Genomic DNA, 26986 nt, shown 5'->3' on the forward strand with positions numbered 1-26986 from the left:
CTGATTCGTGGGCCGCTTACTCACGGGCGTGCCTCGAGCGCATGTTCGCTACCGATCGCGATGAGGTCTTGCACGTGCGGACCTAGCCTCCGAGGCCGTACTGGTCCATAAGCGGATCGAAGGCCTGTATGTTCCAGTCGATACCCAAGGAACGGAGCGTCTCGTAGTACGTCTCTTCGCTGTACTCCTTGTTCAGGATGTGAAAACGCGCGCCGTTGAGTCCGACGCAGAAGGCACAGTCGCGACAGTCGATGCACTGCACGCAGTCGATGATGCTGTCCGAGTTGTGGCAGTTGATGCAGTTGCGCGAGTTGTAGACGTAGTTGCAGTTCCGGCACGCCTCGACGTTGAAACAGCCGTAGTTGTTGGCACCATCACGGTCCAGTGTGTGCTCGTTCTTGATCCGCGCCCAATCGCGCTGGAACTCTGCCATATCCACTGCGTCAGCCTCCGTCGCCGAGCTCGCTCACCTGAATACAGGGTAGCACGCAGCGCAGGTGCTATCGCTGGCGCTTCCGAACGCCGTGCGCACTTCCCTTGCGGGCTCCCTGCTTCAACCGGTCGAGCACGTCGTCCGTGTCGGTGCCCTCGATCTCGGCACGCAACTTGACGACCTGGTCGCGCAGCCGCGCAGCCTGTTCGAAATCGAGGGCCTGAGCGGCCGCTGCCATCTCGTCCTCCATGGAGGTCAGCAGGCGCAGCGCCTCTGCCTTGGGCAACTTGCCCAGCTCGCGAGCTGCCTCTGCCGCACTCGTCGACATCGACTCGCCCTGTCGGACGTACTGCACGATGTCGGCTATCGCCTTGCGAATGGTCTGCGGCTCGATCCCGTGCTCGGTGTTGTAGGCGACCTGGATCTCACGCCGCCGGTTGGTCTCGTCGATGGCGAACCGCATCGAATCGGTGACCCGATCGGCGTACATGATGACCTGGCCGGACACGTTGCGCGCAGCGCGCCCGATGGTTTGGATGAGCGAGCGGAAGTTGCGCAGGAAGCCCTCCTTGTCGGCATCAAGAATCGCCACGAGCGAGACTTCCGGCAGGTCAAGGCCCTCACGCAACAGGTTGATACCGACGACGACATCGATGACCCCCTGCCTGAGCTCGCGCAAGATGTCGACGCGCTCCAGCGTGCCGATATCCGAATGGAGGTAACGGACCTTCACGCCCTGCTCGAAGAGGTAGTCCGTGAGATCCTCAGACATCTTCTTGGTGAGCGTCGTGACAAGGACCCTCTCATCCCGCGCGACCCGGTCCTTTATCTCGCCCACAAGATCGTCCACCTGACCCTTGACGGGGCGCACGATGACCTCTGGATCGATCAGCCCGGTCGGCCGAATGATCTGCTCGACGATCTGCTCGCTCACCTTGAGCTCGTAGTCACCGGGCGTGGCCGACACGTAGACACACTGCGGCACCCGCTGCTCGAACTCGTCGAAACGCAACGGGCGGTTGTCGAGGGCGCTCGGCAGCCGGAAACCATGCTCCACCAGGGTGAGCTTGCGGCTGCGGTCGCCCTCGTGCATGCCCCGGATCTGCGGAACGGTGACATGACTCTCGTCGATGATGCACAAGAAGTCGTCGGGAAAGTAGTCGATCAGCGTGTTCGGAGGCTCGCCCGGTTGGCGCCCATCGAGGTGCCGGGAGTAGTTCTCTATGCCGCTCGTGAACCCCATCGTCTCGAGCATCTCCAGATCGTAGTTCACGCGCATCTCCAGGCGCTGTGCCTCAAGCAGCTTGCCGCCGGCCTTGAGCTCCACGAGGCGGAGCTGCAGCTCCTCAGCTATCGTCGAGAGTGCGTTTCTGAGCTTGCGCTTCTCGGTGACGTAGTGCGTGGCTGGCCAGATGGGCACCGAGCTGAACTTGTTCAGCACCTCGCCCGTTGTCTGGTCGACCTCGCTGATTCCCTCGATCTCGTCACCGAAGAACTCCACCCTCACCGGATGGTCGGCGTAGGGCGGGAACACGTCGAGGACGTCACCCCGAACGCGAAACGTGCCACGCGCAAGATCGAAGTCGTTCCGGTCGTACTGAACCTCGATCAGGTCGCGCATCAGCTGATCGCGGTCGTAACCGACCTCGAGGTCGAGAAAGACCGCCATGCCGGCGTAGTCCTCCGGCGATCCGATGCCGTAGATGCAGCTGACACTTGCCACGACGACCACATCGCGGCGTGAAAGCAGCGCCGCCGTCGCGGCGTGACGCAACTTTTCGACCTCGGCGTTGATCGACGAATCCTTCTCGATGAACGTGTCGGTCGTGGGCACGTACGCTTCCGGCTGGTAGTAGTCGTAGTAGCTCACGAAGTACACGACCGCGTTGTCCGGCAAGAACTCCTTGAGCTCGCTCGCCAACTGGGCGGCCAGCGTCTTGTTGGGCGCCATCACGAGTGTGGGCCGTTGCACCCCTTCGATGACCTTGGCCATGGTGAAGGTCTTGCCCGAGCCGGTCACCCCAAGAAGCGTCTGATGCCGCAGCCCCTGGCCGAGACCCTCCTCGAGCTCAGCGATGGCGTTGGGCTGGTCACCGGCTGGCTCGAACGGCGAGACGACGCGAAAGGGTTTCGTCAGCCCTTGGGTCGACGGCAGGTCGGCCCTCTTCTCATCACTCACCTGGCTTCCACCCTTCGAACGCCTCGGGGTACAGGGCCTCGTAGCGATCCTTGGCGCGCGAAACCTTCAGAACGAAGTGCCGCGTTGCGGGGAACTCGATTCGCTCTCGGATGTCGCCGCCGCCCTTCGCCCACACGTCGGCGTTGGCGAGCCCCGCGTTGTAGGCCGCCAGCGCTGGCTCTATCTCATGGTAGCGCTCGATGAGGTAACGAAGGTAGGCGCTGCCATACTCGAGGTTGGTTGCCGGGTCTTCCAGATCATCGGGCGAGAACCGAGCCTCGTCGACCACGCCCCTTTGGGCGAGCTCGGCCGCCGTCGAAGGCATCACCTGCATCAGGCCCACCGCGCCCACGGCAGACTGTGCGCTCGGGTCCCAGTCGCTTTCGGCCTCGACGACCGCCGCGATCAGGAACGGGCTCACCTTGTGGCGAGCTGATGCCGCGGCGATCGCCTCACGATGATCCAACTGATAGTACCGACGCTGCCACGGTTCAGGTCCTCGCAAGAAGAGGAGCGTCACCAGGGCGAGCAGGCCGATCACGCCCAGTATCACCCAGCGTGTCGTGGCAAGCGCGTCCGCGCGGCCCTTTTCTCTGTGGTTGAATGCAGGCATAGTCAAGGGGTACCACAGGTTGCGTGATGATGCACGTGAACCGGGCAAGGGAATCGCCTCTACGTGTGGGGACGGCTTCTCGCAGAAGGGACGGGGAATGGATCGGCAACCGGTCGACCCGATGAGCCAGATGGGCCTGCTCATGGTTCTCGCCGGGTTGGCGCTGGCCGGGCTCGGTGCGCTCTTCTACTTCGGCGCGCGGCTCGGACTTGGGCGGCTTCCGGGGAACCTGCAGCTCAACGGCGAGAACTGGAGCTGCTTCGTGCCGATCACCGCGTCGATCATCCTGTCGCTTCTGCTCACACTGGTGCTCAACCTGATCATTCGATACTGGCGATAGGCACCGCTCGCGTGTTCCAGTAGCGCTCGAGCTCGCTCAGGAAGTCACGAATCGTCGTCGCATTGACTATCACGTCGTCTGCAAGCTCAGCGCGCTGGGCATCGGTCGCCTGACACGCCAAACGGGCCCGCGCATCCGGTTCTTTCATCCCGCGAGACACGACCCGAGCGATGCGCATCTCCTCGGGCGCTTCGATGGCCACAACCAGGTCCGCGAGTTCGGCGAACACCGGCGCCTCGACGATGAGCGGGACCTCGATGACGACGACCTCGGGCCTCATCGGCAGCATATCGAGCTCTCTGAGGGCCGGGCCGACCTCGCGAGCCACAGCGGGATGCACGATGGCGTTCAGGCGTTCGGCGGCCTGCCGACTCGAGAATGACCGGCGAGCCAGAGCGTCACGATCGAGGGTACCGTCAGCGCTGAGGACGCCTTCGCCGAACGCGGCGACGACTGCAGCCAACGCAGCGGACCCCGGCGTGAGGGTGTTGCGGGCCACCTCGTCGAGGCTCACGACGACCGCGCCACGCGAACTGAAGTACTCCGCAGCCGTCGACTTGCCCGACCCGATACCGCCTGTCAGAGCGATTACGTTCATAGGTAGTGGGTACCACACACAGGCCCGAGTTGCACGCTTCGCCCGGTCGCACCCAGAAGCGGTCGAATCCCCAATGACAACAGAAGGGCCCGGATCGGCGCTGTGCCTGGATCCGGGCCCTTCGTCATGGCGCTATAGGGAGTGTCGCCTACTTCGAGGCGGGCTCGTCTTCGACCTCGGCAGCAGGCTCCTCTTCAGCCTCGGGCTCGTCGGCGGGCTCCTCGTCGGCGGTCGCGATGATCTCGACGACCGAATCGACCTCGCCGTCGCCGTCGGTGTCCACAGCGGCTACGACCTCGATCAGATCGACTTCGCCGTCAGCGTCAAGGTCGACCGAGGTGACGATCATGTCAGGCTCGCCGTCGCCATCGGTGTCGCTGATGGTCACGATCTCGACGATGTCGGGCTCGCCGTCACCATCAAGATCCGTTGAAGTCACCATCGTGTCAGGCTCGCCGTCGCCGTCGGTGTCGAGGACCGCGATCATCGTGTCAATCTGGCCGTCACCGGTCGTATCGGCAAGGGTCACCATAGTATCGGGGTCGCCGTCACCGTCGGTGTCGAGAACCGCAACGACCGTGTCGGCCTCGCCGTCGCCATCAGTGTCGAGGACTGCCACCGCACCTTCAGAAGCGTCCTGGCCGTCCTCGCCCTCCTCGGGCTCGGTGGCTCCGGTGATCTCGATCTCGATACCAAGAGTCTCGGCGGCCGAGCGCATTGAAAGCGAGATACGGCGGCGCTCGGTGTCGACGTCCATGACCTTGACGTGGACCTTCTGCCCCACGTTCGCCACCTGGTCGGGCGTCTCGACGTGGCCCTTGGCCATCTCCGAGATGTGTACCAGACCCTCGATGCCGTCACCCAACTCGACGAAGGCGCCGAACGGCACGAGCTTGGTCACGGTGCCCTCGATGATCGAACCGATCGGGTAGTTCTGTACAAGCTGCTTCCAGGGATCCTCGGTCGTCTGCTTCAGGCCGAGCGAGATGCGCTCACGCGAGAGGTCGACGTCGAGCACCTGCACGTTGACCGGGTCGCCGACTTTGACGACCTCGGAGGGGTGATTGACGTGGCTCCAGGACAGCTCGGAGATGTGCACGAGGCCGTCGATGCCGCCGAGATCGACGAACGCACCGAAGTCCACGATGCTCGAAACGGTACCGGGCAGGATCATGCCCTTCTGGAGCTTGCCGAGAATCTCGGCGCGCTCGTGCTTGCGGCCCTCTTCCAGCACCACGCGGCGCGAAAGGACGACGTTGTTGCGGTTGCGGTCCATCTCTATGACTCTGGCCTCAAGGCGGCTACCGAGATAGGTAGAGAGATCCTTGACGCGGCGAAGGTCGACGAGCGAGGCAGGCAGGAAGCCGCGCAGACCGATATCGATGATGAGACCGCCCTTGACGACCTCGATGACTTCGCCCTCGACGTCTTCGCCGGACTCGAACATCTCCTCGACCTTATGCCAGGAGCGCTCGTATTCGGCGCGCTTCTTGGAGAGGATGAGCCGCCCGTCCTTGTCCTCCTTCTGGAGAACCAAGGCCTCGATCTCGTCGCCGACCGACACGATCTCTGACGGACTGGCATCCTTGCGGATGGACAACTCGCGGGCGGGGATGACGCCTTCGGACTTGTAGCCGATGTCGAGCAGGACTTCGTCGCGCTCGACGCGAACGACCTTGCCGTTCACCAGATCGCCATCATCAAACTCGGTCAACGTACCGTCGATGAGTGCGTTCATCTCTTCGTCGGTGTAATCCGTCAGCTCGATGATGGTGCCTTGCTGCTCTTGGTCGCTCACTTCGTGGACCCCTTCCAAACACGGGGCCCCAGCGTTCATGTCCGTCGCCTACAGAGTCGTCGCCTACGTAGTAGTCCGTCGCCTACAGGTGCCTACATGTCCTCGGGGGCCTACAGTGTCACGGCGCCAGCGGATTCTGGCGCACCGACTGATAACTATAGCTTCTTGGAAGCTCGAGCGCCAGAGCCACGCGTCCGGGTGTAGCCATAGCCGAGAGCAGACCTTCGTGTGCCGGTCACGTGACCGCGCGCAACGAGGGTGCGCTGCGGCACCTACGGCCCTAGAAGACCACCCACACGAACACCGCCAACGCGGACGCGACCATCAGGACGCGGGTGCCTCGCACAAGGGCGGCGTAACCCCGCTGATAGTCCCAGACCTGACGCGGGCGGAGCGTGCGCAGGGTCTGACGCGTGCCACACGAAGCGACGAAGACGGGGCCAGCCCAGAACAAGCACGCGAGTCCTGCGACGAACAGAGAAAGATGCCCGATCTGGACCATCGAAACTGCTTCTGCAAGCATGAACTGAACCTCCGTAGTGTGATGTACATCACACATCCTACTCGCTCACACGGGGGAATCAAGACCCGACTACGAAGCAGCGCAATCGGTCGATCGTCACTTGGCGGATGCCCAGTCAGCGCCGCTCGCGACACTCACGTCAAGCGGAACCGCCAGATCGGCGACCCCGCTCATCGCCTCTCGCACGAGTAGCGTCAGCCGCTCGACCTCGCAGAGCGGAGCCTCGAAGACGAGCTCGTCGTGCACCTGCAACACCATGCGGCTGGCCAGCCCTTCCGTTCGCAGTCGGCGGTCCACCTCGAGCATGGCGAGCTTCATCACGTCGGCCGCGCTGCCTTGCATCGGGTGGTTCATGGCGGTCCGCTCGCCGAAGGAGCGCACGTTGTAGTTCGACGAGAGCAACTCGGGAATTCGCCGCTTGCGACCGAACATGGTCACCGCGAACCCGTCACGGTGCGCGGAAGCGACGGTCTCATCGAGGTAGAGCCGAACGCGGGGGTAGGCCGCGTAGTACCTGTCGATCATCGCTTGGGCCTCTGCGTTGCCGATCTTGAGCGAGTCAGCGAGCCCGTGAGCCGTCTGACCGTAGACGATACCGAAGTTGACGGCCTTGGCCCGCGCGCGCATCCCCGGCTCGACCGCTCCGACATCCACCCCGAAGACGCGCGCGGCGGTGGCGGCATGGAAGTCCGCACCACTGGTGAACGCCTCGATCAGGCCTTCGTCTTCTGACAGATGCGCGAGGATCCTCAGCTCGATCTGGCTGTAGTCAGCGCTCACCATGACATCGTCTTCGGCCGCCGGGACGAATGCGGCACGGATCTTTCGGCCGAGTTCGGTTCGCACCGGGATGTTCTGCAGGTTCGGATTGCTCGATGACAGGCGCCCGGTCGCAGCGACGGTCTGGTTGAAGCTCGTGTGCAGACGTCCGTCACCTCCGAGCATCCGCGGAAGCGCCTCGAGGTAGGTGCTCGTCAGCTTCGTGAGTTCGCGGTAGGCCACGACCTTCTGCGCAATGGGGTGCAGTGGTGCGAGGGTGGCCAGAACGCTCGCATCCGTCGAGTACCCGGTCTTGGTCTTCTTCTGCGTGGGCAGCCCCAGCCGGTCGAAGAGGACTTCGGCCAGCTGCTTGGGTGAGTCGATGAGGAACTCTCCTCCCGCCAGCGTGTGGATCTCGTCGCGCAAGGCGGCTGTACTCTCGCGCGCCTCGACGGCGAGCCGCTCCAACACCGCGGTATCCAGCCCGACTCCGGTGCGCTCCATACGCGCCAGAACCGGTACCAGCGGCAACTCGATCCGCCGCAGCACTTCGAGCGAACCATCCGCCTCAAGCCTGAGCTCCAGCTCATCGGCCAGGTCAACCGAGGCGCGAGCAGCCGCGGCAGCATCGGGATACTCCTGCGTCGTCGCAGGAATCGGCCTGTTCAGGTAGTCGGCTGACAGACTGGCGAGGCCGTAGTCCGAACGGTTCGACTCGAGTAGGTACGCCGCGATGCCGACGTCGAACAGGCGCGCGGGGTCGACGTCGAGCCCCGCGTGATCGCACGGCTGTGACTCGTCGGCGGGGCAGATCTCGTGAATCAGCGCCTTAGCGTCGGACGTAGCCACCCGTGCCCGGGAGAACAGCTCTGCCAACGTGCCCTGCGCAGCGTCACCACTTACGATCGCGACATCAGCCGGTCCCGCGATAGCGAGGTCCCGCTGATCGTCGAAGAGCGTCTCGCACGCCTGTCCGAAGGCGACGCCGAGTCTCGTTGCGTCCGGCGCCGCGAGCCACTCGTCCAGCCGCGACGTGGCCTCCGAGCCGGTCAGGCAGGGGGAGGACCTGCTCGGTTCGGCGGCGGCGGTTTCGATGGCGGCGCCTGCTCCCGGTACGTCACCCACCAAGATCCCGTCGCTCGGCGCGCCGGCGCCACGCAGAGCCATCGCGCGTTCCAGCAGCGAGGTGAACCGCAGGGCGCCGAACGCCTCGGCGACACGCACAGAATCGAACTGGCCGAACGTCACGGCTTCGAGGTCGAGCTCGATGGGCACATCGCACGCGATGGTGGCGACCGTCCGACTTGCCCGTGCCGCGCTCTCGAACTCGACGAGATTGGCGCCCACCTTGCCGGGCACCAGCCCCTGCCGGGCAGCGTCGAGCACCGCGTCGAGGGTCCCGTGCTCTTGGAGCAGCTTGGAGGCGGTCTTCTCGCCGACCCCGGGCACCCCGGGGATGTTGTCGCTGGTATCGCCCTTCAGGCCCAAGTAGTCGGGCACCTGCGCCGCGGTAACCCCATAGCGCTCGAACACATCATCGGGACCGAGGATGGCGATGTCGGTGATCCCCTTGCGCGTGGTCACGACGCGCACGTTCTCTCCGACCAGCTGAAAAGCGTCGCGATCACCGGTCACGAGCAGCATGCGCAGCCCGCTAGCGTCTCCCCTGCTGGCGAGCGTACCGAGGATATCGTCGCCCTCCCAGCCCTCGATCTCGACGATGGGAACGTCGAGTGCTTCGATGAGCGTCTTGACCATGGGGAACTGCGCGCGAAGCGCCTCGGCGGTCGGCGGGCGATGCACCTTGTACTGTGCAAGCGCCTCCGTTCGAAAGGCCGGCTTGCCCCGGTCGAAGGCCACGACGACGCCATCCGGTCGAACGTCTGCGATCAGCTTCAGAAGCATCGAGAGGAATCCGAATGCGGCATTGGTGGGCCGCCCGTCGGGCGCCGTCATCGTCTCGGGCAATGCGTGGAAGGCGCGATGGAGCAGGCTGTTGCCATCGATCACGGCAATGGTGCGCTGGGGCATGTGACGCCTTTCGGGAAGATACCGATTCAGTGCGAGGTGACCCGCACTTCCGAGTGTACCCGAGCCACCCGACACGGAGGCGCGATGGGGTTCTTCAACTGGGCCGCCCCGGTGTTCCACCGCTTCGCCAATCGCTGGAGCGAAGATCACATCTCCGAGATCGCAGATCTCCTGCGCCCGTACGCCGGCCAGGAAGCGCGGCTGCTTGACCTTGGTGGGGGCACCGGGGCGCTGGCCGTCCGGCTGGCCGATGCGCTGCCTGCGACGGTCACCGTGCTCGACCCTGCGCCCGAGATGCTGCGCTACCTTCCCCAGCACGAACGCGTCACAGGCCTCGTGGGGGTCGCCGAGTCGCTGCCGTTTCCCGACGGCTCGTTCGACCTGGCAGTGGTCTCAGACGCGTTCCATCACTTCCGCGATCAGGACGGCGCCGTTGCCCAGATCGCTCGCGTGCTGAGGCCGGGCGGGGCGCTCTTCATCCTCGACTACGACCCTGACGCGATCCGGTTCATCGTGTGGGCAGAGCGCGTGCTGGGCGAACCAGCGGCCTTCTTCCGGCCCGCAGACCTGTGCACCTATCTGGCACAGCGGGGGGTATCGGGCACCTGTGTGCCCACGTCAGCGCGCTCGTACTACTTCTTGGGCGAGAAGGGCTAGCGCGTCTGGCGCACTACGCGTTCCAGAGGTAGCCCACGTTGCGCACGGTGTCGAGACGGCGCGACAACTCAGCGCCCAGCTTCGCGCGGATGCGTCGAATGTGGACGTCGACCGTACGAGAGCCCCCGTAGTAGTCACTTCCCCACACCCGACGTAGCAGGACCTCACGCGAATACGTACGTCCGGGATGGGTGAGCAGAAAGGCGAACAGCGCGTACTCGAGGTAGGTGAAATCGATGGGTTGACCATCGATGTGCGCCTGATACGTGGCCAGATTAAGCGTCAGGTTCTCGACGCGGATGAGCTCCTGACGCGCAACCTCTTCACCGGGCCACAGCAGGTTGCGAACCCGCACGGCCAGTTCCTCAGATGAGCTTCCGCGAACGAGAAAGTCACTGGGCATCTGCACGGGAAGCCTCATGCTGGAGAGCGCCTCACTCTCAACCACCACGAGGAGCTTGACCTCAGCGCCGCCGGACGCCGCATTCTCGACGGCGTGAGTCAGGGCCTCCGGGCTCCTGCCGCCGTCCAGTATCACCAGCTCGACGTTTCCGTCGAGGGCGCGCCGGGGAAGTTCGGCCAAGCCGCACTCGACGATCACCACATCCAGGCCGTCGAGCGGCGAGCGGATCCAAGCCCGCGAGAGGTCGTCATCTGAGACTATGAGCACGTGTCGCATGTGCACGATTCTAGCGCTCCCGTCGCAATCTTGTGGAACAAGACGCCGGGCGGAGAGCTTCCCCGCCCGGCGTCGTTGCCGTCTATCGCTTGCGTTTCGCGGGCTAGATCACGCTCAGGTAGCGATCCAGCTCCCACTGAGAGACGTCCTTGATGTAGTCGGTCCACTCGGCCTTCTTGTTCTTGGCGTAGAACGTGTGGATATGCTCGCCGAGGATCTCCTTCATCGCCTCTGACTTCTCGAACCACTCAATGGCCTCGCCGAGGTTACGCGGCAGGGTCTTGATGCCAGCGGCCTCGAGCTCGGCCGGCGTCATCTCGAAGATGTCGTTGGTGGCTTCAGGCATGAGCTCGAGCTTCTCCTCGATGCCCTTCAGACCGGCGCCCAGCATGACGGCGAAGGCGAGGTACGGGTTGCACGAGGGGTCCGGCGAACGGAGCTCGATGCGGGTTGCGGCCTCCTTGCCGGGCTTGTAGAGCGGCACGCGAACCATCGCGGAGCGGTTGGCCTGCGCCCATGAAACGTACACGGGAGCCTCGTAGCCAGGAACCAGTCGCTTGTACGAGTTCACGAGCGGGTTGGTGATGGCACAGAACTCAGGAGCGTACTTCAGCAGACCGGCGATGTAGTGGCGGCAGGTGTCGCTCAGGAATCCCGGCTTGGATGCGTCGTAGAACGCGTTGCCATCCTTGGTGAAGAGCGACTGATGGGTGTGCATGCCTGAACCGTTGATGCCGGCGATGGGCTTGGGCATGAACGTGGCATACACGCCGTTGGCCATGGCGACTTCCTTGACCACGAGGCGGTACGTCATGACCGCGTCGGCCATGGTGAGCGCCTCCTGGTAGCGCAGGTCGATCTCGTGCTGCGACGGGGCGACCTCGTGGTGCGAGTACTCGACCGGGATGCCCATCTTCTCGAGGGTCAGCACGGTCTCGCGACGCAGGTCGCTCGCGATGTCGAGCGGAGTGAGGTCGAAGTAGCCACCCTTGTCGATGATCTGGGTGCCTTCGTCATCTGCGAAGTAGAAGAACTCGAGCTCAGGACCGACGTACATGGTGTAGCCCATGTCCCCGGCCTTCTTGAGCATGCGCTTGAGAGCATAGCGAGGGTCACCATCGAACGGCTGGCCGTCGGGCGTAGTGATGTCGGCGAAGATGCGGCCGACGCCCTGCTCGGACGGACGCCACGGAAGGATCTGGAACGTGGAAGCATCAGGGAACGCGACCATGTCGGACTCCTGGATGCGGGTGAAGCCGTCGATCGAGGATCCGTCGAAGCCCATGCCCTCCTCGAACGCACCTTCGAGCTCGCTGTCGGTGACGGCGAACGACTTCAGAACGCCGAGCACGTCCGTGAACCAGAAGCGGATGAACTTGACGTCGCGCTCCTCGACGGTCTTGAGGACATAGTCCTTGTCGAATGACATCGGCATACGTGTGACCTCCCTTTCCCGGCACGCCTGTCAGGCGTGCCCGCCGGTGACGTTATTCATACGTCGTGGGCAGCAAGATACACGGTCAATGTTTCGGAGTTGTTTCGGTTTCGCCCCGAACGCAGAAGGCCGCCCCAAGAGGCGGCCTTCGCGTGATCTGAACACCAGGGTGTTGCCTACGGCCACACCGGACCAAGATCGGGGTGGGGCCAACTGCCGCAACCAGCACAGTCACTTGCCGGCCAGTCGTTCGGTGTCCGGTTTCGCAGCTTGATGTTCTTGAGCGGTCCCCTCGCGTAAGGGCTTCGATAAGCTGCCGGGTCACTCGAGTTGATGAGAAGCCTCGGGCGCTTCCAGCCATGCGGAATCGCGATGTGACAGGACGTGCACTTCATCGTGTCATCGTACTCGCGCGTGTGGATCTTGTTGCCGGCTCCCTGCGCGAGCGCACGCGCGCCGTGTGCATCGTTCTGGGTGGGGCTGAACACGTGGCACTTGGTGCAGATAACCTGGCCCGTTGGCCACACGTTGTCCGGCTCGCGCCAGTCGAGTGAGGCTTGGCGATAGTCCGCAGGATACGCCGGATCGATGAGGAAGCGCACGCTCGAGCCGTGCGGCCCCTTCGCCGACGACATCGCACCTGAGGTATGGCAGTCCGAGCACGTCACAGCCGAGTTGCGGGTCCATCCTGGCTTGAGGAAGCTCGCATCCGGGGGCAACGTCCAGGTGTAGGTTGTCCCGTCCACCAGGAACGAGTCCTTCATCCCCTTCGAAAGACCAAGGACATTGTGGAAGCTCTGGTTGTTCGGGTTGAACTCTGCCGCCAGGTCGGTGGAGGTGTAGGGAACCCCTCCTGATGTCGCCGCAGCGGGGCGTCCAGAAGCCGACGTGTGGCACTTGAAGCACACGTAGGCCTCAACGTCGCCCGGGCGACCCAGGAGCCGCGTCGCCGTGTAGCTGGTGAGCGTCGACCCCGGCGTGCTGCCCCAGATCGGCTTGAGTCCCGTGGCACCAAGCAGTGCAGGAGATGCGATGGGTACTCCGCCGGCAAGACGGTCGCCCGCGGGCTGCGCGGCGTGCGGGTCGTGGCAGTCGGTGCACTCCGCGTGTCGCTTCGTCCCGTTGTCGACTGCCGACTCTGCGTCGGAGTGCAGGCCGGACGCTGATGGATCGTGTCGATAAGGCAGCAAGACGACCGACGCTACATCCTGCGCCCCCGGTGCCTGCGTGCCGACGACCCCGTTGCCGTGACACTGGAAGCACAGTTTCTCTTCGAAGCCGGCGCTCGACGTGTTGTCGCGCGTGCCGGCCCGCCCGCCGACGAAGCCCGTGGGCTTCGTCCACGCGGTGAGTCGTGGGTTCTGAGACGCGTGCGGGTCATGGCAGTTCTCACACAGTGCTTTGGTGCCCGAAGTCGTGAAATGCCCCGACTTCTTGAATGCGGCCGGACCGACATCCTTCTCCCAGCCGGGGAAGAAGGAGTCGCTGCCAAACACGCTGAATCCGATGTCATAGGGCACCACGTTGCCGGCTGATATCGCGCGGCTCAGGTTGCCGCTCGAGTGGCACTCAAGACAGAACGTCGTCATGTCGGTAGGCCTAAGGGTCGTGTTGCCCGGCTGTGAGACACGCACTACGTCCCACGCCCCCGCACCCTTCTCAACCGTGTGAGAGTTGTGGCAGCTGGCGCAGCTCAACGATGCGACTCCTGAGTTATCGTCCACAGGAATGCGAGCAGTGACACTCCAGCCGCGAAGCGAGGGTGTAATGGTCTCTGAGTTCGTGACGAGCTGCGCCGTGAGGCGAATCCGGCGATACGCGGATGAATCGATTCCCGAAAGATCAAGGGGGCCATACCGCTTGTTCGCCATACCGGGAAGCGCCGTCCAGCTCGCTCCATTCCAGCCCTCGACCGACATGTAGAGCTCTGTCCCCAGTGGCTCGAAACTGGCCCAGGCGAACTCTCCCCAGCCTATTGCGTCCGCAGGCAGGTCGATCTCAGCACGCATTGTGCCCGAAGCCAGGTATCCGGTGACCGGTATGTTGGCGGTCGAAACGCGCAGGAACGCCATCGAACCGTTGCGGACTTCGCCGAGTGCCGTGGGCGGCGTGGGAAGCAACTCCCATGTGCCCCAATCGCCGGTGAGCGGGTCGGCCGGTACTCGGATGCGTCCGGGGTTCGGGCCGCTGTTCTCGTGCAGCGCGTAGATGTAGTCGCCCCCGTCCCACAGAAGCTTTGTGCCTTTCCCGCCGTGGTACCAGAAGAATTCGGGTAGCGGAGTCATGGAGTGGACCCCCGAAGCGAGCCCGCTGATCAGGTACGCCCTCTGACCTCCAAAGGCGTCCGAGGTCGGCCCCTCGTAGACCAAGTAGTCGGTCCCCCCCAAGGTGAAGCGCGTCAAACCCATGTACAGGTCGCCGCTGCCCCACGTGCTCCCGGGCTGTGCAAGCACCTGCTGGCTGTAGGTGGCCTGGCCCGAAGCGGTCGACGGTGAATCGACCCAGCGAATCACGGGCGCCTGGTTGAAGTTCTTCGTCACCGCGTAGAGCCGGTCATTGATGGGCGAGTAGGCGAAGTCGGAGCTCGTGAAGTCGATGGGCGTGCCGCCAGCGCTCTTCATGACGAACGGAGCCATCCACGTATCAGTAGGTGCGAACCATCGGTAGACGGTGCCTGCCGTGTTGTTTCCTGCGTAGTATACAAGCCCTGCATCAGGGTCAGCAGAAGACAGCACATGCCTGTCCGCGACGAACGGGAGCGGACTCAGCGAGTTCCACGAGTCGGGGCTTGAAACGTTGATCGGGGTGTAGGACATCCTCGTGTCGAATCCCTGCCCCACGCTCCACACGAACTTACCCTGCACCGCGAGCCCGCTGCTGCCGTAGTACGCAGTTCCCGCCGCCGGATTCGTGGGATCGTAACTGTGACCGTTCCACACGTTCAGGTCCGGGTCGTACTGCGAGAAGGACCGAGGATCCGGATGGACGCTCTCCGGTGCCAAGAACAGAAGCGGGCGGGTCACAGACGGAATCGTCCAGCTATCCCACAGCAGCTGCGCGCCCATAGTGGACGAAGCCGAGACCTGGAAGCTGTTGTTCGCAGCAAGTTCGATCGGCGTCGATTGGGTGAACACGCCGACCGTCTCTTCTCGAGTGGTACCTACGGACGACGCTCCCTCGACCGGATGCGCACTCGGTCGGGCGAACTCAACCGCGAGATCGCGACCGTTCCACGTGTTGGGCACCGGGGTCCGCGTCTCGTCGCCGCTGGCAGAGTGGCACTCGAAGCACAGTGCCGACTGCCCCTGTCTGCCGCCTGCAGTCCGGAACTCGGTGGCCGCGCCTGCGCCGATCGCGTTGTGGTTGTGGCACGCCTCGCACGCGGTGTTCGACGGCACGGCGCCGTCAGAACCAGCCATCACGGATGATCCGTGGGCCGACCCTGCGTAACCTGCGCCATGATCACCGCCGGTGTTGTTCCAGGTGCCCGCTCCGACGAGCGCATCGATCGCAGCACTGGAAGCGCCGTGACAGTCAAGGCACAGCCCGTTGCCCGCAGCGTTCGGGGCATGGGTGCTCGGGTGACAGGCGTTGCAGTCCTTAGACCACGTGGCCGCCGGTACGGATCGCACTCCGGCCACGTACTCCGGCGAGTTGTGACACTCGACACACCCAACAGCGCTGCGCCGACCAGCGTCCTTGGCGTGCTCCTTGGAGACCGCGGTCTCATGGCAGTTCTTCGTGCAACTGAGGCTCATGCTCACGTCGTGCACGGTGGGCAGCCCCGCGTGACGCTGCTCCGTCGTCCCCGGAGTGTGGCAACCGCCCTGCTGGCAGGACTGGTTCCAGGACCCGAACGTACGGCGCGGGTTGTCGTGACAGGTGGCGCAGCCCTTGGCAGAAGTCACCGAGCCCTTGCGCGTGTGCTCCGCCATGAGGTCCATCGAGTGGCACGCATCGCAGCGCGCGCCACTGACGGGCTCGATGGATGCCCCTGAGTCCGCGACGTGATCGACATCTTCATAGCCGTGCGCGGTCACGCGGTCCGGGTGGCAGGACTGCGTGCACGCCGGCGCAACAGCGGAGGGCTGCTTGTCCCAGACAAGGAACTCGTCCACCGCCACGGCGATGCCTGAAGAACCAGCCGGACGCACGCCCGTGACGCGCACTGAGACCGTATGGGGTCCACGAACGAGCGTGCTTGACGTGAACAGCGTCGTCTTGTCGACGACTGTCGGAGAGTAGCCATTGATTGTCGCGACGACGACGCCGTCGATCGAGACCTCGAGTTCGCCGAAGTTGGGTCCTTTACCGCCACTGATGGCAACCTTGGTGCCCATGAACGAAATGCCCAGCGTCGAACCTTTCACAACCGAAGCGCTGCGGCGTTGCATCGAGTAAGCGGTCTTCGTCTGCGTCATCCACGTTCCGGTCTTCACCACCGTGTTCGCGGGCTTCGTGCCGATCGCCGCATGGGTGAAGTCCTCGAAAGACACCGGCTCGGCCTCGGCCAGACCTGCGGTGTTGTGACACTCGCCGATTCCGCACTGCTGGAACGACTCGGTGACCGAGACAAACGACTGGTCCTCGCCCACCACGCCGTAGCAGATGCGTGTGGCGACGGGGGCTCTCGCGGTGTAGCGGGGATTGCCGATACTGCTGTGCTCGGCATGCAGGGGGGACAACGCGCCCGAGTGACAGGCCTCGCACGCAGCAGGAGCGTGACAGCTGCTGCACTTGGAGTCTCCCTTGGTGATCGAACCGGGCCAACGAACGGCAGCGTGTATCACATGAAGATCGCCCGAGGTCGTATCCTTCGAGCCCAACGAGGCAAAGGATCCGTAGGGCGTGATCTTCGTTGGGGTCGCAGCCAGCGTGCTCGCGCCCATCAGCCCCCTGTGGCACACCGCGCCGCAGTTGCCGCCTGCATAGTGATTGGGGTGCGTGCCCGCAAGCCCGTACGTGTGGCAGCGAGGACATGCCGTCTCTCGGTCCACCTTCTGGACGCCGAAGTTGACCGCCATCTGGGGTGGAGCCCCCGCCGCGCCATGGCACGTGATGCACGGTGCATTGCTGGTTGTGGTCCCGCTCCCTCCGCCGGAAGCCACGTAGTCAACAACGACGTCGAGCGAGTGACGGCTCTCCACATGGCCCAACAGATCGACCGACCAGTACTCGACCGTGGTTGTTCCCTCGTCCGCAACGATGATCGCTGTCTGATCCGCGGTGAACGGCCGGACCTGGCCGCCGTTAATCCGATAGTACGTCTGCGCGACCCCTACGCCAGCGTCCGTCGCCATCGGCACAAGCTCCACGACAGCCGCGCTGACGCCTGCAGGCGCGCCCAAGAGCACGGTGTGCGGCGGACTGTAGTCGATCCGGATAGTGCCGGTCTTCTTCGGGGATTCGATGTTGCCCATCAGGTCCCACGCCCAGTACTCGACGGTGTGCGTGCCCTCGTCGGACACGGTCACCGGTACCGAGTACGGCATGTCGGGACCGCCGTCGATACGGTAGCTGGTGCCGCTCCATCCGCTGAGCGCATCCGTGGACACGATCGAGAACGTCTGAGGCGTCTTGCGCCACGTGTCATCGATCGTCGACACCGAGCCCGGGAATGAGGTGTCTATCGTCAGCGTCTCAACGTGAGCTGGCTCCGCGTTGCCGGCGACATCGACCGCCCACCAGCGCAGGGTATGGATCCCATCGCCGATGACGATGGGCGCCGAGTAGGTACTCGCCGCAGACCCATCGACCTGGTAGCGAACGCCAGCCATTCCTGACAGCGCATCAGTCGCGGCGATGGAGATGACCGCGTCCGTCGGCGACCATCCGGTCGGAATCCCGGTAGCCGTGCTACTGGGCGGCGTGAAGTCCACCGACACCGTCTGGCTGCGTTCGCTGTAGGCGCCGGCACGGTTGCTGGCCTCCACCCGCACGAGGTGGCTGCCCTCAGTCAAGCGGTAGGTGGCGGTGTGTACGTCGTATGCATACGTATGGTTCTCATATGCCCTCGGCGACCCATTCAGCCAGACGTGATGGGAGTTCACGCCAGACAACGCATCCGTCGCAGAGACGCTCAGGGTGTCCGTCGCAAGCCAGCCCGCTGACGGGATGTTCCAGCCGATGACGGGCGCAGTACTGTCAACGAGCACGTAGCCGTACTTGGGTGCTTCAGCATTCCCGTACAAGTCGACCGACCAGTAGCCCACCAGCGTGGTGCCCTCGGTGCTGATTGCTACTTCCGAGGTATACGTCGTCGGTGACCCACCGTCGAAGTTATAGAACGTATGTGCGACGCCGGCCCCGGGATCGGTCGCGGCGAGGGTGAACGTCCCATCCCATCCCCACCAGCGCGGGATGCCTGTTGCGGTCGTGACCGGTGGCGTGTAGTCGAAGCCGATGCGGTCGCCGACCACAGAGACGTTACCTGCGATGTCGCGGAAGCCGAATGCGATGTTGGTGTCGAGCCCACCGCGCTCCACGAACACCGCCGCGGTCGGAATGACCGACTGCCATGCGGACGGCATGATCGCAGTCGGCACCCACGTCGAGACGCCTACCGTCCCCGCGCCGGTACCCAGCTCGCCGTAGACGTTGCCCCCCCACGTGTAGACGGCGCCGTCTCGCTTCAGCGCAACGACCGATGCCGTGCCTGCGTCGAGCGCGACCCAGTCGGTGGCTGCATCGATGCGCCGCGGAACGGTGGGGGCGTTGCCCGTTGCGGTCTGGTAGCGATCGGAACGACCCCATGCCCACAAAGAGCCGTCAGTGCGAATGCCCGTCGAGAAGTCATCACCGGCCGACAGCGACTGCCAGCCCACCGACCCCAGCGCCTGTGGCGTGTTGTAGCTACTGGCGGCCCCGGAGTTGCCTATCTGCCCGTAGGTGTTGTTGCCCCACACGTAGGCCGAACCGTCCGTGCGCAAGCCCATCGCGTGCGAAGAGCCCGCGGAGACTGACGCCCAGTTGGTCGCCGTGCCGACCTGTATGGGTGCGGACGCAAATGTGCCTGCCCCGATCCCAAGCTGATACTGAGACCCCGTACCCCACACCCAGAGAGTTCCGTCGTTTCGGACCGCCATCGAGTAGGTGGATCCGGCTGAGATGGCCGTGAACACCAATCCCGCGCCCGAGACCTTCGTGGGGAGGGGCTTGTCCTGAACGTCTGCCCCGAGTCCGAGAGCACCGTTGCCACCGTACCCCCACGCCCATACGGATCCGTCTTTCTTGAGGCCCAGACTGTGGTTGGCCCCCGCCGCTATCTTGGCCCATTCGCCGGCCGCGCCAACCTGAGCGGCCGTCCTACCGAACGGACCCCCGATGTGCCCGGTGCCGACCGCCCCATACCTCTCCGAGCCCCAGCCATACAGCGTGCCGTCTGCGGCGAGCCCCAGCGCATGCTCGATGCCGTAGCTGACCGCAACGAAGTCACGCAAAGGCGTCGATGACACCGGCGTCGAGCGATTCGTCGAGGTAGTGTCGCCGAGTTTCTTGACTGGGTTGTAACCCATGGAGTGAAGTCGTCCATCACCACGGATGAGGCCGATGCTGTTGCCGCCTGCCGCCACGGCGGTGAACGGCGTATCCTTCGTCATCTCAACTGCGAAGGGCACGGTTATGCTGGCGACCACCGTCTGCGTCCCTGCCCAGGCAGCGCCCCCCTCGACGACAACCGTCCCCGGTGTTGCTGCGGTGTTGAGCGTGATCGAGTCAGTCAACGACCCGATATTGCCGGCGGCATCCACGACCTTCACGTTGACGTTCTTGACGCCGTTGCCCGCCGGCAAGGTGAACCGGTGCTGTGGCGTGTAGCTGAACCAGTCGGCACGAACCGGAGCGGGCCGTACGACACCGGTCTCGTTGCCGTACAGTGCCACCGGGAAGCCCCAGACCCACAACTCTCCAGAGTTGTCGGTAGCCATGCTGACACTGTCACCATTGGCGACCGACGCCCAGTTGTTCGCTAGACCTACCCGTACCGGAGTCAGTCTGGTCTGGGAAGTGCCGTCGCCCACCTGACCATCGGAGTTGTAGCCCCAGCCCCAAAGTGACCCGTCCGCCTTCACCGCGGTGGCGTGATACTCGCCGCCGGCCACGGACTTGTAACCCGTGCCTATGAGGGTCGGGACGAGTCTATCCGTCGTCGTGCCGTCTCCGATCTGCCCGTAGCTGTTGGATCCCCACGCGTAGAGATCGCCGTTGGCACGCACGGCATACGTCGTGGTTCCACGCGCCGAGACCGAGATCCAGTCGGTGAATCCGCTCGTGCCGTTCGGCTGCACGGGCGTCGACATGACGCTCTGGGTGTTGTCGCCTACCTGTCCGGAAGTATTGAAGCCCCACGTCCAGAGCGAACCATTCGTGCGAATACCCACGAACGTGTCGCCGCTACCGCCGGACACGGCCTTCCACGTTGTGCCAGCTTGGACGTTGACGGGCGTGAGTTGCGGGGTGACCGAGTTGCCAAGGCCGCACTGCCCCTGGCCGTTGTGACCCCAGGTATACAGGGCGCCGCCTGTGGTGATGGCAGCTCCGCTCTGGCCCCCGACGGTGACCGTCGACCAGTTGCTCGCGGTACCAAGCCGGATAGGTAGGCGCACCGGGGCGAAGCCGGATACCCCAAGCTGCCCGCCCTGACTGTCGCCCCACACCCACAGCGACCCGTCCGTCTTGACCCCGGCAGCGAAGTAGTCGTGAACTGCAACCGACCTGTACGTGGCTCCGTCGCCCGCCTGAGCGAAGACCCCCGGCACGTGGTTCGTCGTGGAGAGGCCGTTGCCGGTGTACACGAAGTATTCGTCCGTACCGCGTCCCCACAGCGTTCCATCGCCCCGGACGCCGAGCATCGTCTTGGAGCCGATTGTAATCTGACCCCACCCCGCCGGAGGCTCGGTCCGGATGCCCACCGCGTCCGAGCTCACGGAGGTCACCGCAACCGCCGTGCGGAATCTCGTCGAGGCATCTCCTGCGTTGATTGAGAACGTCCCCGTGGGAGCCTGTGTATCGAGAATAATCTGACTGGCGAACTCGGTGATTCTCCCGTACTCGTCACGGAAGAGGACCGAAAGCTGCTTCGGGCCGTCGCCCGGATCGACAGCCATGGTGGCGACCGCTGAGTACGGCTGCCATTCGCCAGACCCGAGCTTCATGTCCACCACACTGGTGATCTTCGAGACCACCGGCACCGTGATCGTGTTGATGGCGGTGGCGTCGTTGGCGAAAGAAACCGTGCCGGTGGGAGCCGGGGCGAGTATGTAACGGAAGGTCATCAAGTGCGGCGTTTCACGGTTGCCCGCCACGTCGATGCTCCAGTACTCGAGCAAGTGCTCCCCTTGGGTCAGGGGCGGCTCGATGGGTGCCTCACGGGGAGCGCCGCCATCGAGCGAGTACCACGTCGACCCGAGGCCCGAGAGGCCGTCCGTCGCGTGCAAGACAGGCATGGTGTCCCACGGCCAGGTGTCGTCGCACGTGGTCACCGGCGCAGTGCCATCGACCTGGACGCGCACGGTCTCGGTCGGATCCACGTGGCCGAGCGCATCGACGGACCAGTAGTAGAGGGTGTGGTCACCTTCGCCGACCATGAACGGTGCCGAGTACTCAGTCACGGCGCCGTTGTCGAGGCGGTAGTAGGCGATCACTGAAGAGACCGTGTCGAACGCCGTTATGCTGATCTCAACTGACTCGGTCGACCAGCCCACTGGGATCGAGCTGATCGTGGTGGTCGGAGGGAGCACGTCGAAGACCTCGCTCCGAATCTCCTCGACGTTGCCTGCGGCGTCAACGCTCCAGAACTCCAGGTGCATATCGGAGGTGCCAAGCGGGATCGGCGCCGTGTAGGTGGCGGCTGCGGAACCGTTGACGCGATACCTGGTGCCGACTGAACCCGAGACCGCGTCGACCGGCGTGAGCTCGACCGCGGTGCCGCCGAGCAGGCTCGCGGCGGTCACCGGTGGGGCGGTGTCGACCTTCACGGTCACCGTATGCGTGGGATCGACATGCCCCGCCCCGTCAACCGACCAATAGCGAAGCGTATGTGTGCCGTCACCGATTGTGAACGGCGCCGTGTAGGTGGTGACCACGCCACCGTCCAGCGTGTAGTACGCGGTCGGCGGCGCCGCGATATCCTCGGCGATTATCGTCACTTCGACGGTCTTAGTAGACCAGCCGCTCGGAAGCGGCGTCGTTGTTGTGGTCGGCGGGTTGTGGTCGTAGACGAAGTTGACGGTCTTGGTCGTCTCGATGTTGCCGGCCTTGTCGATGCTCCCGTACTCGAGGGTATGGGGGCCTTCCGTGACAGCGGGAAGCGGAAAGGCGATCGGCTTCGCCGGTTCCGAATCGAACGAGTACCAGGTCGACGCGATGCCGGAGAGCGAGTCGGTAGCGCTGAGGTAGATGGCGCCATCGTGGAACACACCTTCAGTGACCGTGGACGTCGTGACCGGCGCGACGTAGTCGATCTTCACGTCGTAGGTCTGCGCACCCTCGATCTTGCCGGTCGCGTCGACGGCCCAGAAGGTGATCCTGGTGACCCCCGGGTCAGACACCTCGAACGGCGCCGTGTAGGTCGTGGTGACGCCCTCGCCAAGTCGGTAGTACGTCGTAGTCGGGGAGCAGTCGTCGTAAGTGAACAACTGGATCCGCACGGGGGTCTGCGACCAGCCGTAGGGAGTCGCCAGTATCGAGGTTTCAGGCGGCGCGACGTCCACAAAAGCGGTTGAACTGAGCCAGTCGATGTTGCCCGGCTCGTCGCGGTATCCGACACGAAAAGTCGTCGTCCCCAGTGCCCAGTCGATTTCGATGGTCTTGTCCGCCTGGTAAGGCTCCCAAATCGCGGGTGGCGGATTCCAGTCCTGCAACCAGGCCGGCTGCACGGGCCAGGGTGAGCTGTTCCAGCGGGGCGTACGGACCGGACCCAGAACGCCATGCCCGTTGGTGCCCCAGCCGTACACCGCACCGTCGGTCGTGGACGCGAGCATGCCGGTCGGCCCTGCCGCCACGAGCGACCATTCCGTCCCGGTGCCCACACGAAGCGGAGTGCGACGCGTCTCATACGTGCCATCGCACAGCTGACCGAGAGAGTTGTCACCCCAGACCCAAAGCGACCCGTCCGCGCGGATAGCTGCACTGGAGGAAGTGCCACCGTACGAACCGCTCGCGGAGACGCGCTGCCAACTGCCGGAGTCGATCAGTGTTGGAGCGGTGCGGTCGCTGCCGCCGCCGTTGCCGATCTCACCGTTGGCGTTGCTGCCCCACGCCCAGAGCGTGTTGTCGGTGCGGATGCCCAGGGAGTGATTGTGTCCCGCGGAAACGGACTTCCAGCCTGTGCTGATGAGCACGGGGGCTTCTCGGCCGGTACGGGTTCCGTCACCGACTTGTCCGTAGTAGTTCTCGCCCGATGCGTACAGTGTGCCGTCATCGGTCAGCAGCAGCATGTGCTGACTGCCGAGGGATGCCTGACGGTAACGGATGCCGGTGAGCGGGCCGCCGCCGCGGTACACGAGTCCCGAGTCGCCGCTCGGGGAACCCCACGTGTACAGCGAGCCGTCGGTTCGAACGGCGGCGCTGGCATTACCGTATGCGGCGACTGCGACCCATCCGTCCGCATCGATCATCTTGGGCGAGGTAACGGGCGTCGCGCTGGCTCCAGCGCCATCGCCGAGCTGACCCGAGGTGTCCGATCCCCAGACCCATAGCGACCCATCGTTCTTGATCGCAAGGGTGTGGGCGGCCCCCATCGCGACGGCCTTCCAGGCCTGATGCCCCGGCGTGCGCGTGTAGGCCGAGCGCTGCGAGGTGGTCCCGTCACCGAGCTGGCCTGCCCAGTTCGCGCCGGTTGCGTGAAGCGGCCCGTCTTGGGAGACGATGAACGAAGAATCGCTCTGGTAGCCTCCGTCGTAGGGATACCAGTACCCGGAGCTGAAACCGAGGGCGAGCGGCGGCTGCGCTATACGCATCTCCGTAGCGGTCGGCACGCTCGAGGCGATCGCGATCGAATGACCACCCAGACTGGTCGCCGTCATCGTCCCGACCGACTGGCCCGGATTGAGCACAATGTTGTCCTGCGCGGTGGTGGCGTTCCCCGCCGCGTCCTTGTAGGCGCAAGCGAACCCGGTCGTACCCGAGGCGGCTGGCAGCGGGCGGACGAGCGACGCCTCATACGGCATCCAGTCGGTGTTGATCGGGTAACGCACGTTGTTGGTGGTGCCATCGCCGAGTTGACCGTAGCCGTTCGCGCCCCAGGCCCACAGCTTGCCATCGCTTCGAACGGCGACTGTGCTGGCACCACCCGAATCAAGCGCTGAGAAGTTCAGGGACGCGTCAAGCGCGAGAGGGAGGACGCGTGCGACGGTACTCTCGCCAGCCGTCTGGCCGAGGTCGTTGGCCCCGACGCCCCACGGTGTTCCGTCATGCTTGACGGCGATGATGAACCGGTCTCCGGCGCTGGCCCTGAGCCAGGTGCCGTCGAGTTGCGTGAGCGTCGACGCGGTCATCTCACCCAGGCGACCAGACCAGTGAAGCGTCCCGTCGCTGCGCAGCGCGGCCAGCGTCTCGGCGCCAGCACTGATCGACGTCCAGGCCGGCTCGGCCCCTGACACCAACACGGGAGCGTGCTGGTCGCCGACCGCACCGTTGCCCATCTGCCCCGAGTCATTCGCTCCCCAGGCCCACAGCGCACCGGCCGAGTCGATAGCGTACGAAGAGTCGCCGCCCGCAGCGATCGCAGTGAACGTCATCCATGGCGTTACCTGGCTCGGGAGGTCGCTTGAGCTCAAGCCGCCGTCACCGAGCTGTCCACGCTCGCCCTTCCCCCAAGCGAACAAGCGCCCGTCCGTGGTCAGTGCGAGCGTGTGATTCTCGCCGGCAGCGACCAAGCTCCACTGGCCTCCGCCTGGCACCGCCACCTGGCTCGCCAGCTGGCGATCGGCGCGAATGCCCTCGTTGCCAACATCGCCAAGCTGCCCGGACTCGTTGGCGCCGAACATCCAGAGCGTTCCGTCGGCCTTGATCGCACCGGTGTGGGAACCCCCGGCAGCCACCGCGGTCCACGTGCCGCCCGGCACACGCACCGGCGTCGAGCGCTGCAAGACCCCGTCTCCGAGTTGCCCCCTGGCACCGTCGCCCCATGTCCACAAGGAACCGTCGGTCCGCAACGCGGCCGCATGCGACCCACCGACCGACACGGACTTCCACGTCGACGGATAGCCGATACGCATCGAGACAGCGTCGGAGAAGTCCGAATCGATGGTGACCTTCCGGCCTCGCGTGGAGGTCGCGGCGTGGTTCAACGCCATCGTCCCGAGCGGAGCCTGCCGGTCGAGCGTTATCGAGTCGCTCGCGCTGAATTCGGTGAGTGTCGCGTCGCGAAACCTCACCGCAACCGTGTACTCGCCGTCGGCGTCGGGCAGCGTGTAGGGCGCGGAACCGGCGGCGGGCACCCATTCCCCACCTTCGATCGACATCTCCACCGCGGTCGGTGCGTCGATCTCCAGCGTGACCGCCGTCGACTGTGCATACGGCGCGCCCCAGTTGATGGCGACGCTCGTAGTGCCCCCTCTGAAGTCATAGGCGACCTCATCGGTCAGCGTTCGCGTTGCCCCACCCGCGTCGCGAAACATCACCGATACCACCTGCGTGCCCGACGCGCCGTCATCGGCCGGCAAGAGATACGGACGCATCGGCGAGTACGATTCCCAGTGCCCGATCTGCATTGGCGTGCTCACCATGGCATCCGAGTCGTTACCCAGGAATCGACCGTCGCCCCAACCCCACAGGTCACCGCCACTCACGGCGAAGCATGCGGTCCACGGGACCGCTGCGACCATGTTGCAGTACGGCAGGCCAACGACCTGCGCCGGGCTGGATGCGTATTCGGCACCCAGATTGCCCCACCAATACATGGTTCCGTTCGCACAAGCCACCGATGCGTAGGCTGCAGTCGCTATGTCGTTGAAGCTGGTACCGACGGCGACGGGCATCGGCCCGAACATCGCTCCACCCGAGAACCCGAGCCCCAGCGACCCGATGTAGTTGTCGCCCCATGCGTAGAGCGACCCGTCCGCCTTGAGCCCGAGAACGTGTGTGCTGACTTCGCCCATCGAGACCTTGAGCCAGTCGTTATCCGTGCCCACCTGCGTCGGCGTCGATGTGTTAGCGCCATCTCCGGTCCCAAGCTGGCCCGTCATATTGGATCCCCAGGCCCACAACGACCCGTCCGTCTTGATCGCGAAGCTGGACCGGTTGCCCGCAAATGCGGTCACCCAGTCGGTATCGGTACCCACTTGGACCGGTCCAGACGTCCCGGGGGTATCGTTGCCGAGCTGGCCTAGATCGTTCTCACCCCACGCCCAGAGCTCGCCGCTCCTGATGGCGAGAACGTGCGTATTGCCTGCTGACACGTCGGTCCAGCCCGCTTCGGACCCGATCTGCCGAGGAGTACCCTGCTGCGGTGCCATATCGCCATATTGTCCGTACCAGTTGTCGCCCCAGGCCCAGAGCGTCCCATCAGCCTTGCGCGCGATACTGCACGCGAAACCGGCCGAGATCTGGACCCAATCGTTGTCGCTCCCGATCATCACCGGGGTGGCCCGGAATGGCCCTCTGGGCGCTCCGCATGGCTCCCAGCGGTTCACGCCCCACGCCCACACCGTACCGTCGGTGGCAAGCACCAACGTGTGCTCCATGCCGCTGTCGATCGAGGCAATCGGGGGAACGAAACGCATCGCGTCCGCATCGGTGACATCCGAGTAGAGCGTCACCGTGCGCCTCGTCACGACGGGTGCATCGTTCTCGATGGTCATGCTCGCGCTCGGATCGCCGAGCGCCGCGTAAGCAACTCCCGCCCCGAACAGACACAAGATGGCAGCGAGGGCGACAAAGAACGGCTGGCGCGCGCCGAACCCACGCGAACCTGCGATTAGCGTAGTGAACACAGTCGTCC

At 64.6% G+C, this 26986-nt stretch carries 11 protein-coding genes and 1 pseudogene; 2 read left to right on the forward strand and 10 right to left on the reverse strand.

Going from position 1 to position 26986, the window contains the following annotated elements; genetic code table 11:
* Positions 1–82: 82 nt before the first annotated feature.
* The 3 genes from U1E26_12375 to U1E26_12385 form a co-directional block, all read right to left on the reverse strand.
* Entirely contained in the window at positions 83–439 is a 357-nt protein-coding gene (locus U1E26_12375) for a hypothetical protein (GenBank protein ID MDZ4170429.1), read from the reverse strand.
* A gap of 61 nt (positions 440–500) precedes the next feature.
* Positions 501–2612, reverse strand: a complete 2112-nt coding sequence (gene uvrB / locus U1E26_12380) for an excinuclease ABC subunit UvrB (protein ID MDZ4170430.1) — start codon at positions 2610–2612, stop codon at positions 501–503.
* The gene (locus tag U1E26_12385) at positions 2605–3225 is read right to left on the reverse strand and encodes a lytic transglycosylase domain-containing protein (protein MDZ4170431.1); all 621 of its coding nucleotides are present in this window, start codon (positions 3223–3225) and stop codon (positions 2605–2607) included. Before U1E26_12385 ends, uvrB begins: the two co-directional genes overlap by 8 nt.
* Before the next feature lie 97 nt (positions 3226–3322).
* Here U1E26_12385 and U1E26_12390 point away from each other — a divergent pair, with 97 nt between their 5' ends.
* Positions 3323–3565, forward strand: coding sequence for a DUF2905 family protein (locus U1E26_12390; protein ID MDZ4170432.1), 243 nt, complete (start codon positions 3323–3325; stop codon positions 3563–3565).
* Here U1E26_12390 and coaE read toward each other — a convergent pair.
* The 4 genes and pseudogenes from coaE to polA all read right to left on the reverse strand — a co-directional run bounded on the left by coaE (position 3546) and on the right by polA (position 9274).
* Positions 3546–4163 carry a dephospho-CoA kinase gene (coaE, locus tag U1E26_12395; GenBank protein MDZ4170433.1) on the reverse strand — a complete coding sequence of 206 codons (618 nt, stop codon included), beginning with the start codon at positions 4161–4163 and terminating at the stop codon, positions 3546–3548. The genes U1E26_12390 and coaE overlap by 20 nt on opposite strands.
* Positions 4164–4836: 673 nt before the next feature.
* Positions 4837–5901, reverse strand: a pseudogene (gene rpsA, locus U1E26_12400) (30S ribosomal protein S1).
* Between the two features lie 340 nt (positions 5902–6241).
* Positions 6242–6484, reverse strand: a complete 243-nt coding sequence (locus U1E26_12405) for a hypothetical protein (protein MDZ4170434.1) — start codon at positions 6482–6484, stop codon at positions 6242–6244.
* Positions 6485–6580: 96 nt separating this feature from the next.
* The gene (gene polA / locus U1E26_12410) at positions 6581–9274 is read right to left on the reverse strand and encodes a DNA polymerase I (protein ID MDZ4170435.1); all 2694 of its coding nucleotides are present in this window, start codon (positions 9272–9274) and stop codon (positions 6581–6583) included.
* A gap of 84 nt (positions 9275–9358) precedes the next feature.
* Here polA and U1E26_12415 point away from each other — a divergent pair, with 84 nt between their 5' ends.
* The gene (locus tag U1E26_12415; GenBank protein MDZ4170436.1) at positions 9359–9931 is read left to right on the forward strand and encodes a class I SAM-dependent methyltransferase; all 573 of its coding nucleotides are present in this window, start codon (positions 9359–9361) and stop codon (positions 9929–9931) included.
* A gap of 13 nt (positions 9932–9944) precedes the next feature.
* On the opposite strand, the gene U1E26_12420 is transcribed toward U1E26_12415, so the two are convergent.
* The 3 genes from U1E26_12420 to U1E26_12430 form a co-directional block, all read right to left on the reverse strand.
* Positions 9945–10610, reverse strand: coding sequence for a response regulator transcription factor (locus U1E26_12420; protein ID MDZ4170437.1), 666 nt, complete (start codon positions 10608–10610; stop codon positions 9945–9947).
* Between the two features lie 103 nt (positions 10611–10713).
* Positions 10714–12045 carry a glutamine synthetase family protein gene (locus tag U1E26_12425; GenBank protein MDZ4170438.1) on the reverse strand — a complete coding sequence of 444 codons (1332 nt, stop codon included), beginning with the start codon at positions 12043–12045 and terminating at the stop codon, positions 10714–10716.
* Positions 12046–12221: 176 nt separating this feature from the next.
* Positions 12222–26978, reverse strand: coding sequence for a cytochrome c3 family protein (locus U1E26_12430; GenBank protein ID MDZ4170439.1), 14757 nt, complete (start codon positions 26976–26978; stop codon positions 12222–12224).
* Positions 26979–26986 lie beyond the last annotated feature (8 nt).

The sequence above is a fragment of the Coriobacteriia bacterium genome (assembly GCA_034370385.1).
Taxonomy (GTDB): Bacteria; Actinomycetota; Coriobacteriia; order Anaerosomatales; family PHET01; genus JAXMKZ01.